11 protein-coding genes and 1 tRNA gene are annotated in these 13,150 nt (G+C 65.9%); 8 read left to right on the forward strand and 4 right to left on the reverse strand.

Annotated features, from left to right (window positions below):
- Nucleotides 1-157 precede the first annotated feature (157 nt).
- Nucleotides 158-517 (reverse strand): IS66 family insertion sequence element accessory protein TnpB, encoded by a 360-nt coding sequence (gene tnpB / locus EV691_RS11155; protein ID WP_243649660.1) that lies wholly within the window; start codon nt 515-517, stop codon nt 158-160.
- Nucleotides 518-995: 478 nt separating this feature from the next.
- Between tnpB and EV691_RS11160 the strand changes: the two genes are divergently transcribed.
- Nucleotides 996-1,072: transfer RNA gene (locus tag EV691_RS11160), tRNA-Pro, on the forward strand.
- A gap of 134 nt (nt 1,073-1,206) precedes the next feature.
- Here EV691_RS11160 and mobA read toward each other — a convergent pair.
- The gene (gene mobA / locus EV691_RS11165; RefSeq protein WP_207390119.1) at nt 1,207-1,821 is read right to left on the reverse strand and encodes a molybdenum cofactor guanylyltransferase MobA; all 615 of its coding nucleotides are present in this window, start codon (nt 1,819-1,821) and stop codon (nt 1,207-1,209) included.
- A gap of 67 nt (nt 1,822-1,888) precedes the next feature.
- Between mobA and moaB the strand changes: the two genes are divergently transcribed.
- The 3 genes from moaB to yegS all read left to right on the forward strand — a co-directional run bounded on the left by moaB (nt 1,889) and on the right by yegS (nt 4,663).
- Complete coding sequence (gene moaB / locus EV691_RS11170) at nt 1,889-2,428, forward strand: molybdenum cofactor biosynthesis protein B (protein ID WP_089167488.1); 540 nt, start codon at nt 1,889-1,891, stop codon at nt 2,426-2,428.
- Between the two features lie 4 nt (nt 2,429-2,432).
- Complete coding sequence (locus EV691_RS11175) at nt 2,433-3,638, forward strand: molybdopterin molybdotransferase MoeA (protein ID WP_131296911.1); 1,206 nt, start codon at nt 2,433-2,435, stop codon at nt 3,636-3,638.
- A 71-nt stretch (nt 3,639-3,709) separates the two neighbouring features.
- On the forward strand, nt 3,710-4,663 hold the full coding sequence (gene yegS, locus EV691_RS11180) for a lipid kinase YegS (protein ID WP_131296913.1): 954 nt from the start codon (nt 3,710-3,712) through the stop codon (nt 4,661-4,663).
- Between the two features lie 3 nt (nt 4,664-4,666).
- Here yegS and EV691_RS11185 read toward each other — a convergent pair whose 3' ends face one another.
- Nucleotides 4,667-6,598: a transglycosylase SLT domain-containing protein gene (locus EV691_RS11185; protein ID WP_131296915.1), complete on the reverse strand. Its 1,932-nt coding sequence runs from the start codon at nt 6,596-6,598 to the stop codon at nt 4,667-4,669.
- 178 nt (nt 6,599-6,776) lie between these two features.
- Between EV691_RS11185 and EV691_RS11190 the strand changes: the two genes are divergently transcribed.
- Together EV691_RS11190 and EV691_RS11195 are read left to right on the forward strand one after the other, a co-directional pair.
- Complete coding sequence (locus EV691_RS11190; RefSeq protein ID WP_131296917.1) at nt 6,777-8,690, forward strand: ATP-binding cassette domain-containing protein; 1,914 nt, start codon at nt 6,777-6,779, stop codon at nt 8,688-8,690.
- 77 nt (nt 8,691-8,767) lie between these two features.
- Entirely contained in the window at nt 8,768-9,448 is a 681-nt protein-coding gene (locus EV691_RS11195) for a DUF6901 family protein (RefSeq protein ID WP_131296919.1), read from the forward strand.
- Nucleotides 9,449-9,485: 37 nt separating this feature from the next.
- Here the strand turns inward: EV691_RS11195 and EV691_RS11200 are convergent, their stop codons facing one another.
- Complete coding sequence (locus tag EV691_RS11200) at nt 9,486-9,926, reverse strand: universal stress protein (protein ID WP_039805513.1); 441 nt, start codon at nt 9,924-9,926, stop codon at nt 9,486-9,488.
- Nucleotides 9,927-10,453: 527 nt separating this feature from the next.
- Here EV691_RS11200 and mhpT point away from each other — a divergent pair.
- Nucleotides 10,454-11,680 carry a 3-(3-hydroxy-phenyl)propionate transporter MhpT gene (mhpT, locus tag EV691_RS11205; RefSeq protein WP_131296921.1) on the forward strand — a complete coding sequence of 409 codons (1,227 nt, stop codon included), beginning with the start codon at nt 10,454-10,456 and terminating at the stop codon, nt 11,678-11,680.
- 133 nt (nt 11,681-11,813) lie between these two features.
- Entirely contained in the window at nt 11,814-13,088 is a 1,275-nt protein-coding gene (locus tag EV691_RS11210) for an OprD family porin (protein ID WP_131296923.1), read from the forward strand.
- Nucleotides 13,089-13,150: the final 62 nt, after the last annotated feature.

Here is a 13,150-nt window from a genome sequence, read left to right on the forward strand (position 1 = left end):
CCGCTGGCGGAGCAGCGCATTCTCTTCGCGCAACTGCCGAAGCAGCCCCTCCTGCGCGGCCAACTGCTCGCTCAGGGAAAGCAGCAGCTGCCTGAGTGCGGCGGGATCGTCGGGAAGGGTGTCGGGCACGGAAGTCATGGCGCCGGATTATACCGGCTCAGGCCACGTAGCGCGGCCTCGACACCCGGTGCGGACGGTTGCGCCAGAGGTCGAAGCCATCCAGCAGCCAGTTCAGCTCCTCGGCGCTCAATACGATGGCCGCGTCGCCGGGCTCCGGCGGCGCCTTGAAGCGCTCGGCCTCCAGGCGCTTGAGCCAGAGACAGAAGCCGTTGCGCTCCCAGTACAGGATCTTCACCCGGTTGCGCGACCGGTTGAGGAAGACGAACAGCACCGGATCGAACACCGCCACCCGGAGGTCCAGCTCGACCAGGGCGGCGAGGCCGTCGATGGATTTCCGGAAGTCGACGGGCTTGGGGTAGAGATAGACCTTTTCGACCTTGGTGTCGGGTCGCATCATGATGACGGGCTCCAGAAGGAAATCGGGAGCACAGCATCGGCGGGCCTTTACCTCGGTTGAAGATGGGGTTCATGGAGCGCTTTCCAGTGAGCGATCGAGAACAACCCGTACTCAGCCAGCAACCTGGCCGTGATACGCCGGGCAGCGTACAGCAGAGCAACAGTAGCCAACTGGGCGTCGGCAGGTAAGCGCATGCGGGCCTGCGCCAATGCGAAGTACCGAACCCAGCTGTTGTTTGGCCCGGAGGGCTCATGCGCGATTGCCCTGGTACTGGCATCCGAGAAAGTCCAATGGGTCTGCCTTTCCCCGCGGCCAGGTGCGCAATAGAGATAGATATTGCTGCCGATCAGTATTGTCAGATGCTGGTCGCCATCTTTTCAGTGCCCGAAATTTCTTCAGGCAGCAATTCAAAATGCATAAAAATTTTTATCTAACCCCTTGTGCATAAAAAGTTTTTCTGTAGAATGCGCGCCATCTTCGGAGCGTAGCGCAGCTTGGTAGCGCGTCTCGTTCGGGACGAGAAGGTCGCTGGTTCGAATCCAGTCGCTCCGACCATACCCGAGAACCCCAGCCTTCGGCTGGGGTGTCTACAAGAAGCCCGCCTAGTGCGGGCTTTTTCGTCTCTGGCCTGACCCTGTGCAGGTTTGCATTTCTAAATTCTTTTGAGTCGGATGCCGGGCTGTGTCAGATCATTTGTGGTGATCTACGTTGTTCTCCGCTTCGGCCAGCAATTGCGGTGTGTTCAGGTTGGCTAGCCGCGGATCTCCCGGGGGGCATTGCAGGACTGTGGTGGAATGGCTCAGGAAGATTCGGCGCGGACTGCGCTCGCCGTCCTGCCAGGCCTGTTCAAGTGCAGGTTTCAGGCTCTTGGGAAGCAGGCAGAACAGGGGCTCCCATTGTTGCCCTTGGCGTAACAGCAGAGGCTGTCCGGGATGGGGGCTGGCGTTTTGACGCATGCTGTTCAGCAGTGCAGCGTCGAGCAGGGGAGCATCGCAGGGCAGTACCAGCAGCCACGCGTGGCGGGCAACTGCCAGTCCGGCGCGAATGCCGGCCAGGGGGCCAGGAAAGTCCGGATTGTCGTCATGCACCACACGGTCGGCATAGATTGCATAACGTTCGGTATTGCGGTTGCAGGAGATGATCAGGTCATCGGTGAGTGGTCGGGTCAAGGCATGCAGGTGGGCGATCAACGGCTTGCCTCCCCATTCCAGCAGCCCCTTGTCGCGCCCTCCCATGCGTTGCCCGCGACCGCCAGCCAGCAGCAGTACAGAACAGGGGGGCAGGGGCGTACCGGGGAGGCTCATCGGATGGCTCCAGTGATGGCTTGTGGTATAACTCCGGCCCGACTTCTCCACAACCCTGGAAGGCAGCATGAGTCACAAGGTTGAAGCGGCCTTCGTGCCGTTGAACATCGCAGTCTTGACCGTCAGCGACACCCGCACTCTGGGTACCGACACCTCCGGCCAACTGCTTGTCGAACGCCTGAGCGCGGCCGGGCACAAGCTGGCGGCGCGCCTGCTGCTCAAGGACGACTTGTACCACATTCGTGCCGTGGTCGCCGCCTGGATCGCCGACAAGGACGTACAGGTCGTATTGATCACCGGTGGAACCGGCTTTACTGGCCGCGACAGCACGCCCGAAGCCGTAGCCTGTCTTTTGGACAAGCAGGTCGATGGTTTCGGTGAGCTGTTCCGGCATATTTCCATGAAAGAGATCGGCACTTCCACTGTACAGTCCCGCGCGCTGGCCGGCCTGGCCAATGGCACCCTGGTCTGTTGCCTGCCGGGTTCGACCGGGGCTTGCGCCACTGCCTGGGATGGCATTCTCGCCGAGCAACTGGATGCCCGGCATCGCCCCTGCAGTTTCGTGCCCCATCTGAAGCCGGTGGCGTCTTGCGAGACTCGCGGGTAAGGCAATGAAAAAAAACGCATTGATGTCCGTCGAGGCGGCTCTCGAATGCCTGTTGCAACTGGCCGAGAAAGAGCCGGTCGGTGATTCCGAACAGGTGGCACTGGATGATGCCGAAGGGCGTGTGCTGGCCGAGCCCCTGATCGCTCCCCTGGATCTGCCGCCCTGGCCGAACAGCGCCATGGACGGTTATGCCCTGCGTCTGGCCGGCTGGACGGGCGAGCCGCTGACGGTCAGTCAGACGATCTTCGCCGGGCAGGCCCCGGAGCCCCTGCAGTTGGGTACCTGCGCGCGCATCTTTACCGGAGCGCCGGTGCCGAAGGGGGCGGATTGCGTTGAGCTGCAGGAAAATGTCGAGTTGCTCGAGGACGGGCGAGTACGCTTCACTCAGGCTTTGCGCCCGCGACAGAACATCCGCGAGCAGGGCCAGGAAACTCGTCGCGGTGAGACCGTGCTGGCCGCCGGCACCCGCCTGGGGCCTGCGCAACTGGGCTTGGCCGCTTCCCTGGGGGCTGCCGGGCTGTTGGTGCGGCGACGCCTTCGGGTGGCAGTGCTTTCCACTGGGGATGAGCTGGTCGGGCCTGGACAGCCACTGGGGCCGGGGCAGATCTACAACAGCAATCGCACCCTGCTGCTCAGTTGGCTGAAGCGGCTGGGTTGCAGCGTACTGGATGCCGGCATCCTGCCCGATGATCCGCAGCTGACCCGCGTCCGACTTGGCGAGCTGGGAGCCGTCGATCTGATTCTTTCGACCGGTGGGGTATCGGTCGGTGAGGCGGACTGCCTCGGTCAGGTTCTGCGCGAGGAAGGCGAGCTGGCCCTGTGGAAACTGGCGATCAAGCCGGGCAAGCCACTGACCGTCGGCCGTTATCGGGGCGTCCCCGTGGTCGGCCTGCCGGGCAATCCGGCATCCTCGCTGGTCACCTTCGCCCTGCTGGCTCGGCCCTATCTGTTACGCCGTCTCGGGGTGCAGTCCGTGATGCCGCTGACGTTTTCGGTGCCGGCCGGCTTCGTCTGGAGCAAGCCCGGCAAGCGCCGCGAGTACCTGCGTGCGCGCTTGGAGGATGGGCGCGCCGTGCTCTATCCGAACCAGAGCCCTGGCGTACTGCTCAGCGCTGCCTGGGCCAACGGGCTGGTCGAGATACTCGAGGATACCACCCTGGCCGAAGGCGACCCGGTGCGCTTCATTCCGCTGAGCGAAGTGCTGGGCTGAGGGGAGTGCTGGAGGGCGTTGGCCATCCTCCTGTCGTCCATACTTGGCTGGAAAGTTTTCCGAGGTGAACGATGGGCGAGCACAAGGCATGGCTGGTGCTGCATGGTCGACAGGCCGCGAACGAGGAACTGCGTGCCGCTATCCTTGCCCAGCGCAAGGCTGGCTGGGACATTGCCGTGCGCCTGACCTGGGAGGCCGGCGATGCCCGCCGCTTGGCCGAGGAGGGGCTGGCGGCGGGTTATCCGACGCTCATCGCCGGTGGTGGCGACGGCACCTTGCGCGAAGTGGCGGAAGCCATGGTCCTGGCTGGCGGCGACGCCAGTCTGGCGATCCTGCCGCTGGGCACGGCCAACGACTTTGCGCGTGCAGCAGGCGTACCCTTGCCGCCGGCAGAAGCCCTGGCCCTGCTGGATGTTGCGCCCAGCCCGGTAGATCTTGGCGAGGTGGATGGTCAGCTGTTTCTCAACATGGCCACCGGCGGCTTCGGCTCGAAGGTCACCGCCAATACTCCCGAGGAGTTGAAGAAGGCCCTTGGCGGGGCCGCCTATCTTCTTACCGGACTGACCCGTTTCAATGAGCTGCATGCTTCCTTCGGGCGTTTTCGCGGGCCGGACTTCTGCTGGGAGGGCGAGTTTCTCGCGCTGGGCATCGGCAACGGACGTCAGGCCGGGGGCGGCAATCTGCTCTGCCCCGGCGCGCTGGTGGACGACGGTCTACTCGACCTCTGCATCGTGCCGGCGCCGGAGAATGCGGAAAGCCCGCTCAGCACCTTGGGGGCGCTGATTTCCCTGCGCATTCTCGGTGTGGAGACCATCTCCATCGGGGCGCGCCTGCCGTGGATCGAGGTCGAGGCGCCGGATGGCCTGGACCTGAACCTGGATGGCGAGCCGGCAAACAGTCGGGCCTTGCGCTTCACCACCCGCGCAGCGGCCCTGCGGATGCATCTGCCACCCGACTCGCCGCTGCTGAGCAGCAATTCCGGGCCGGCACTGGCCGCGGCCGATGCAACCCTGCCCGTGGCTTGACGTTTACTGATCGTCGAAATAGCGCTCGTGCCACTCCACTAGGGGTTGCGGAGCATTGAGCTTGTGCCCGTAGATCACCGAGTAGGACAGCACGTTCTGTACGTACTGGCGGGTTTCGTCGAAGGGGATGCTTTCCACCCAGACGTCGAAGGCCAGGTGGTCGGCGCCGCGCAGCCACTGGCGCACGCGCCCGGGACCGGCGTTGTAGGCGGCGGAGGCGAGCACCCGGTTGCCGCCGAACTGGGCATGCACCTGGCTGAGGTAGGCGGCGCCGAGCTGGATGTTGGTGTCAGGATCGTAGACCTGGCGCGGCGAGCTCAGCGGGATGCCGAACTTGCGCGCGGTTTCCTGGGCGGTGGCCGGCATCAGCTGCATCAGGCCGCCGGCGCCGGCGCCGGAGCGGGCATCGTTCATGAAGGCGCTTTCCTGGCGGGTGATGGCGAACACCCAGCTCGAGTGCAGGCCGCGATTCCTGGCGGCGCGGGTCAGGCTGCCCTGGTGGGCCATCGGGAAGCGGATGTCCAGATCGTCCCAGTACTGAGCCTGGCTGATGGTGCGGATGGCCGGGAAATACCAGCCCATGTCGTAGGCCAGTCTGGCCTGGGCGACCATTTCCTCGCGACTGAACAGGCGGCTGACGTGATACCACTCGCGGCGCGCGTCGACGACCTGTCCGCGGGCGTGGAACTCCAGGGCCCGGCGGATGCCGGCGGTGTTGCGCACCTTCTGCATCACCCGGGGATCGAGTGCCATCGGCTTGTGGTTCAGCTGGTAGGGAGCCTGGATGCGGTCGGCGGCGAGAAATCCGTAGAAATCCCGTTCGCGGGCGACCGGCTGGTAGAGCCCGGTCGCCTGCTGGCTCTGCGGCTGGGCCAGTTGCAGGCTGCGCGCCTGCCAGTAGCGCCAGCGGTTGCTGCTGGCGAGCTCCTGCGGCATTCGGCTGGTCAGGCGGTGGGCTTCGTCCCAGCGGCCGAGGCGCAGCAGCAGGCGGGTACGCCATTCGGCCACGGTCTTGTCGCGCAGCTCCGGATCGTATTCGGCCATCACCGCGAGGGCCCGGCTGTCGAAGCGCTTGGCCAGGGTCAGGCCGATCTCCCTGGCGATTGCCACCTTCTCCTCGCTGGAGAACCGCATGCGCCGGGCGTAGTCGTCGAGCAGGGCCAGGGCCTTGTCCGGCTCTTGGCGGGCCAGGCGGCGCAGGCCGAGCCCGACCACGTCGGCCATGCGCTCGCTGGCCGAGGCGAAGCGCGAACTCTGGCTCAGCAGCATCTGTGGCTTCTGCGCCACCTCCACCATCAGCAGGCCTTCGCGCTCGAGGCTGGGGGTGCTCTTCGCCAGATGGGTGGCCAGGCCATAGTTGCGTGCGTCGGCGGCCAGGCGCAGGCGCTGCCAGCGCTTCTGCTCGCTCAGTTGGCCGTCGGCGGCCCAGAGTCCGAACAGTGTGTCGCAGGCCTCGGGCTGCGACTTGCCGACCAGCCAGAGCTTCTCGGCGCTGGCATGGCCTTCGGCCTTGCGTCCGTGGGTGAGCTGATACTGGCCGTACAGGCAGTCGAGTTCGGTGAAGTTCAGCGCCGGATCGTAGTAGTCGACGAAGGTCCGCCAGTCGCCGCGCTCGGCCAGCCAGCGCAGCCAGCGCAGTTTCATCCAGCCGATCTGCGGCAGGTCGCCATGTTCGGCGAGGAACTCCTCGATTTCCCTGTTGCTGGCGCTCTTCAGGCGGGCGGTCAGCTCGTCGTAGGCCAGGTGAGGCTCCAGCGGATAGTCGCGCAGGGCCTGGCGGTTGCGCAGGTAGAGGCCGGCATCGCCCTTGGCCAGCGCCCGCTTGGCCTGGTCGTAGAGGATGCGCTGCTCGCCGAGCGAAGCCGCCTCGGCGGGCGGAATGGCCAGGGGGATCAGGGACAGGCAGAAAAACAGGCTGAGGAATCGACTGCGCATGACTCTTCTCGGGGGAAGGAGTGGCGACGGAACTTCGAGGTAATGGAACTCCTGTCTAGTTTAGCTGTAGCTCCACCTGTATTGACAGCGTACTGAAAAGCCCGACGAGGAGGCGTGCGCGCATGGCCGGCGCCCGGGCCTGATAGAATGTGCGCCGATTTTCTTCGAGATTTTGCCCATGACGCTGCTCAAGTTCACCGACGTTTCCCTCGCCTATGGCGCCATGCCGTTACTCGACAAGGTGTCCTGGCAGATCGCCCGCGGCGAGCGCGTCTGCATCATCGGTCGCAACGGCACCGGCAAGTCCAGCATGCTGCGTCTGGTCAAGGGCGAGCAGAACGCCGACGACGGCGAGATCTGGCGCGCCCCGGGGCTGAAGATCGGCGAACTGCCGCAGGAGCTGCCGCGCGCCGACGAGCGCACCGTGTTCGATGTGGTCGCCGAGGGCCTGACCGGGGTCGGCGAGCTGCTCGCCGAGTATCACCACCTGAGCCAGAACATTCACAGTGACGCCGACCTGGACAAGCTCATGCACGTCCAGCAGGAGCTGGAAGCGAAGGATGGCTGGCGCCTGCAGCAACTGGTCGACAGCACCCTGAGCCGTCTGCAGCTGCCGGCCGACAAGACCCTCGCCGAGCTGTCCGGCGGCTGGCGCCGGCGTGTGCTGCTGGCCCAGGCGCTGGTCTCCGAGCCCGACCTGCTGCTGCTCGACGAGCCGACCAACCACCTCGACATCGGCGCCATCGCCTGGCTGGAAGAGGCCCTGAGCGGCTTCAACGGCGCCGTGCTGTTCATCACCCACGACCGGGCCTTCCTGCAGAACCTGGCCACCCGCATCCTCGAGCTGGACCGCGGCCACCTGATCGACTGGAACGGCGACTACGCCAGCTTCCTGGTGCACAAGGAGCAGCAACTGGCGGCGGAGGAAACCGCCAACGCGCTGTTCGACAAGCGTCTGGCCCAGGAGGAGGTGTGGATCCGCCAGGGCATCAAGGCCCGCCGCACCCGCAACGAGGGCCGCGTGCGCGCGCTCAAGGCGATGCGCGCCGAGCGCTCCGAGCGCCGCGAGCGCCAGGGCAAGGCCAGCTTCCAGGTGGAGACGGCGGAGAAGTCCGGCAAGCAGGTGATCGTCGCCGAGCACGTCGGCTTCGCCCACCCCGGTGGCGAGCCGTTGATTCGCGACTTCTCCATGGTCCTGCAGCGTGGCGACCGCATCGGTCTGCTCGGCGCCAACGGTACCGGCAAGACCACCCTGCTCAAGCTGCTGCTTGGCGAACTGCAGCCGACCAGCGGCCGCATCGACGTCGGCACCAAGCTGGAAGTGGCCTATTTCGACCAGCTGCGCCACCAGCTGGAGCCGGAAAGGACGGTGATCGACAACATCGCCGAAGGCCGCGAGTTCATCACCATCAACGGCCAGAACCGCCATGTACTGAGCTATCTCGGCGATTTCCTGTTCAGTCCGCAGCGCGCCCGCACCCCGGTCAAGGCGCTGTCCGGCGGCGAGCGTGCGCGCCTGCTGCTGGCCAAGCTGTTCAGCAAGCCGGCCAACCTGCTGGTGCTCGACGAGCCGACCAATGATCTGGACGTGGAAACCCTGGAACTGTTGGAAGAGATCCTGCTGGACTTCCCCGGCACCGTGTTGATGGTCAGCCACGACCGGGCCTTCCTCGACAACGTGGTGACCAGCACCCTGGTGTTCGAGGGCGAAGGCCGGGTCCGCGAATACGTTGGTGGTTACCAGGACTGGCTGCGCCAGGGCGGCTCGCCGCGCCTCTTGGGCGTCGGCGAGCGCCAAGGCCGGGACGAGGCGCCGAAAAAGGAGGCGGCTGCCGCCGCGGCGGAAACTGCCAGCCCGTCGACCGTTCCCAGGAAAAAGCTGAGCTATAAACTGCAGCGCGAGCTGGAGGCGATTCCCGGCCAGATCGACGCCGTGGAGACGGAGCTGGCCGAGCTGCAGGAGCGCATCGCCGATCCGGCTTTCTATCAGCAGCCGGCAGAACAGAGCAGCGCGGCCCTGGCCCGCCTGGAAGGCCTGCAACAGGAGCTCGACCGTCTGCTCGAGCGCTGGGCGGAACTGGAAGAGGCCTGACCGGCTCGCCGCCGCGGGCGCACGGCGAGGTAGCCGGGCGCCACGGCTTTTTCTCAGCGACCGGCCGGAAGACACCTATGGCAATCGACTACCGCATCACCCTGGATGACTGGCACGCCTTCAGCTATCGCATCGAGCTGGAGCGCGGCTACGACCACACGCACGCCAAGGACGCGCCGGGCTGGACGCGCCTGGGCTACCAGCAGTGCAGCAACTGCCCGCTGAGTCCGGAACAGTACAGCCACTGCCCGGCGGCGCTGGACCTGCAGGGGGTGATCGAGGACTTCCAGGGCCTGCCGGCGTTCCAGAAGGCGCAGGTCTGGGTGCGCACGCCGGAGCGGGAATACCGCAAGCAGGTCAGTCTGGAGGAGGGCGTGCGCTCGCTGCTCGGGGTGATCATGGCCACCAGCGCCTGTCCCCGGCTGTCCCGCCTGCGGCCGATGGCGCAGCAGCATCTGCCGTTCGCCAGCCAGCAGGAGTTCGCCCTGCGCGCAGTATCCCTCTATCTGGCACGGCAGTACTTCAACGCCCGGGAAAGGCGCCATGCCGACTGGGAGCTGAAGGGCCTGGTGCGTCTGTTCCAGCAATTGCAGCTGGTCAACCAGGCCTTCTGGCAGCGCATCCATGGCACCTGTGGCGGCGACTCGAACCTCAAGGCCTTCCTGACCTTCTTCTCCATGGCCTCCAGCATGAGCTACTCGCTGGAAACCCAGCTCGCGAAGATCCGTCCGCTGGTGATGAGCGACGGCGAGGACTGAGCCTGTCCTCTCGTCCGCAGGGAGGAGGGGACGCCGGTCATTCGGGCTTCTTCAGACGCACCGCCAGCACGTCGCAGGGCGCGCCGTGCAGCAGGTCGTTGGCGGTCGAGCCGAGCAGCAGGGCGAGGCCGTGGCGGCCATGGCTGCCGACCACGATCAGATCGCAGCCCTTCTCCTGTGCCAGTTGGTGAATCTCCTGGCGCGGCTGGCCGAAGAGGATATGCCGCCGCTCGGGCAGCAGCTCGGGATACTGGCTGGCGAAGGCTTCGACCCGCTCGCGGGCCTGGTCGGTCTGCTGCTGCTGCAGCGTCGACAGGTCCATCGGCACGTCTCCGCCGAAGGCCATGGCCATCGGCTCGACGATGTGCACCAGCGACAGCTGGGCCTGGAAGCAGTTGGCCAGGGCAATGGCCTGGCGGATGACCGGATGGCATTCGTCGGTGAGATCGACGGCGGTCATGATGTGTTGGTAAGGCATGGTCGTGTCCTGTGCAGTGAGCCTGCGACAAGTATGACCTGCCCGCGTGAACAGGAAAGCCTCCGGCGGGGACTGATGCGCGATTCCTTGAGCCACGGCAAGGCCGTGCGGGGCGGCGGGCGGTGCTGCTGTTTTTATTGTTATGTTTTTTAACTATTAGCCTTCCGCTTCCTATAATTTCATGGTCGTTGACGGTGAAAAAACCCTTTGCTGAAATGCCAGCGCTTCATTGTTAAGTTGATTAACTAATGAGGCTTCCGGATAACAATCGATAAGAAAGGAAACGAACATGCTGAAGCTGATTCCGCTTGCCTGGCGCCTTCCGTGCGCTGCTCCCTTCTCCTCCTGCCTCCCCGGCATTGCCCGACCCCGGACAACGCCTCCTTCTTTCCCGACAACCAGGCCATAACCCGGCGGATACGCCTCGCGATAGCGGCGGTCGATGCAGTAACCCCTCGATGCGCCTGGCGCCGGCATGGGCCGGGGCGCGCGGCCGCCTGTCCGAATCCTGCAAAAGGTGGTTTTCGATGAATAGGGTAGGGAAAGAGTCTCGTCGTACTTACACGACCATTGGCCTGTGTTTTGTCGTTGCGCTCCTCGAGGGCATGGATCTGCAGTCCGCCGGCATCGCCGCGCCGGGCATAGCCGCCCAGTTCGGCCTGAGCTCGACGATGATGGGCGCGGTGTTCAGCGCCAGCATCCTCGGCCTGCTGCCCGGCGCCTTGGGCGGCGGCTGGCTGGCCGACCGGATCGGCCGCAAGCGGGTATTGATCGGTGCGGTGGTGCTGTTCGGCCTGTTCTCCATCGCCACCGCGCTGGTCTGGGATCTGAACAGCCTGCTGGCGGCGCGCTTTTTGACCGGCGTCGGCCTGGGCGCCGCGCTGCCCAACCTGATCGCCCTGTCCTCGGAGGCGGCGGATGCGCGCTCCCGCGGCACTGCGGTCAGCCTGATGTACTGCGGCGTACCGCTGGGCGGGGCGCTGGCGGCGCTGGTCGGGATGGCCGGCTTCGCCAGTGGCTGGAAGGCGGTGTTCTACGTCGGCGGGGTGGCGCCGCTGCTGGTCGCGCCGTTGCTGGTCCTGTGCCTGCCCGAGTCGGCGGCCTTCCGCGCGCAGCAGAACGCCCGGGGCGGCGTCTCCGCGACGCCACGCGCCTCCCTCTGGCAGGGGCTGTTCCAGGAGGGCGCGGCCATGCCGACCCTGCTGCTGTGGATCAGCTACTTCTTCACCCTGATGGTCGTCTACATGCTGCTCAACTGGCTGCCGTCGCTGCTGGTCGGCCAGGGCTTCAGCCGTCCCCAGGCCGGCATGGTGCAGATTCTCTTCAACCTCGGCGGGGCCACCGGCTCGCTGCTGCTCGGGTTGCTGCTGGATCGCTGGCGTCCGCTGGCGCTGGTGGCGCTGACCTACGCCGGCATCCTCGCCGCCCTCGCCGGACTGGGCCTGTCCACGGTGTTCGTCAGCATGCTGCTGGCCGGTTTCGCCGCCGGCTTCTTCGCCATCGGCGGGCAGTTGGTGCTCTACGCGCTGGCGCCGCTGTTCTATCCCACCGCGGTACGGGCCACCGGGGTCGGCGCCGCCGTGGCGGTCGGCCGCCTGGGCTCGATGAGCGGGCCGCTGGTGGCCGGGCAGATGCTGGCGATGGGCACCGGCGCGACCGGCCTGCTGCTGGCTTCCGCGCCCGGCGTCGTGGTGGCCGCGGCGGCGGTGTTCTACCTGCTCGGCCAGCGCCGCACCGAGGGTGTGACCGCCTGACCGGGACGGCGGGCCGCGAGGGACGGGGCCCGCCTATCCCGCTGTTTCCCTTTGAATGCCGCCGCTTTGCCCGGAACGGCAAGCTCCGCTCGTGCGGCGGCGACAGATAACAAGAACAACAAAGGTAATCGACATGCTCGACACACGACGGGGCGCGGCAGGCGCGACCGTGCTGCTGCTCGCCCAGGGAACGGCACTGGGCGCTGGCTTCATCGAGGACAGCCAGGGCAGCCTGACCCTGCGCAACTTCTACTTCGACCGCGACTACAAGGGCGAAAGCAACGTGTCCGCGCGCCGCGAGTGGGCGCAGGGTTTCATCCTCAACCTCAAGTCCGGCTTCACCGAAGGGCCGGTCGGCTTCGGCCTCGACCTGCAGGGCATGCTCGGCGTCCAGCTCGACTCCTCGCGCGACCGGGTCGGCACCGGCCTGCTGCCGGTCCAGCGCGGCAGCGGCGAGGCCGCGCAGGAGTATTCCGAGCTGGGCATCACCGGCAAGATGCGCTACTCGAAGACAGAGCTGCACGTCGGCACCGTGATGCCGCGCCTGCCGATCCTGATCAGCAGCCCGGCCCGGCTGCTCTGGCAGACCTTCCGCGGCGGCCACCTGCGCTCCCAGGACATCCGGGGCCTGAGTTTCCAGGGTGGCTACCTGAACCGCATGAACCAGCGCGACTCCACCGACTACCAGAAGATCGCCATCGCCGCGCCCAACGGCCGCTTCGACGGCACCGCGGAGTCCGACGAGTTCATCTTCCTCGGCGGCGACTACGCGCTGACCAAGGCACTGAGCGTGAGCTACTACCACGCCCGTCTCGACGAGATCTACCAGCAGAACTACCTGGGTGCGATCCACCAGTTCAAGCTGGGGCCGGGCGAGTTCAAGACCGACTTCCGCTGGTTCCTCAGCGACGAGGAGGGCGACGGCAAGGCCGGTTCGGTCGACAACCAGTACGTTGGAGTGGCCTTCGGCTACAAGCTGGGCGGGCACCGGCTGACGGTAGGCGGCGCGCTGTCCAGCGGCGACTCGGCGATGCCCTACATCGCCGGCTCGGAACCGCACCTGATCTCCGAGTACGCGCTCAGCTCGGAATTCCTCAACGCCGATGAGCACTACTGGAACGTCCGCTACGACTACGACTTCGCCGCGGTCGGCCTGCCCGGCCTGACCGGCATGCTGCGCTTCATGAAGGGCACCAACGTCGATTTGCCGGAGCGCCTCGGCGGCAGCGGGCAGAGCGAGAGCGAGCGGGATCTGGAACTGTCCTACGTGGTCCAGTCCGGGCCGCTGAAGAACGTGGCGCTGCGTGTGCGCAACGCGCGCTACCAGAACAGCTTCGCGGCCAACGCGACGATGCGCGACGACAACGAGACGCGGGTCAACGTCGATTACACCTGGAAGCTCTGGTAGGTCCGGGGTCGAAAAACGCGAAAACAATTAATTGACATAACTAATTTTCAGGCGCTAGTTTA

It is taken from the genome of Azotobacter chroococcum (assembly GCF_004339665.1).
GTDB lineage: Bacteria > Pseudomonadota > Gammaproteobacteria > Pseudomonadales > Pseudomonadaceae > Azotobacter > Azotobacter chroococcum.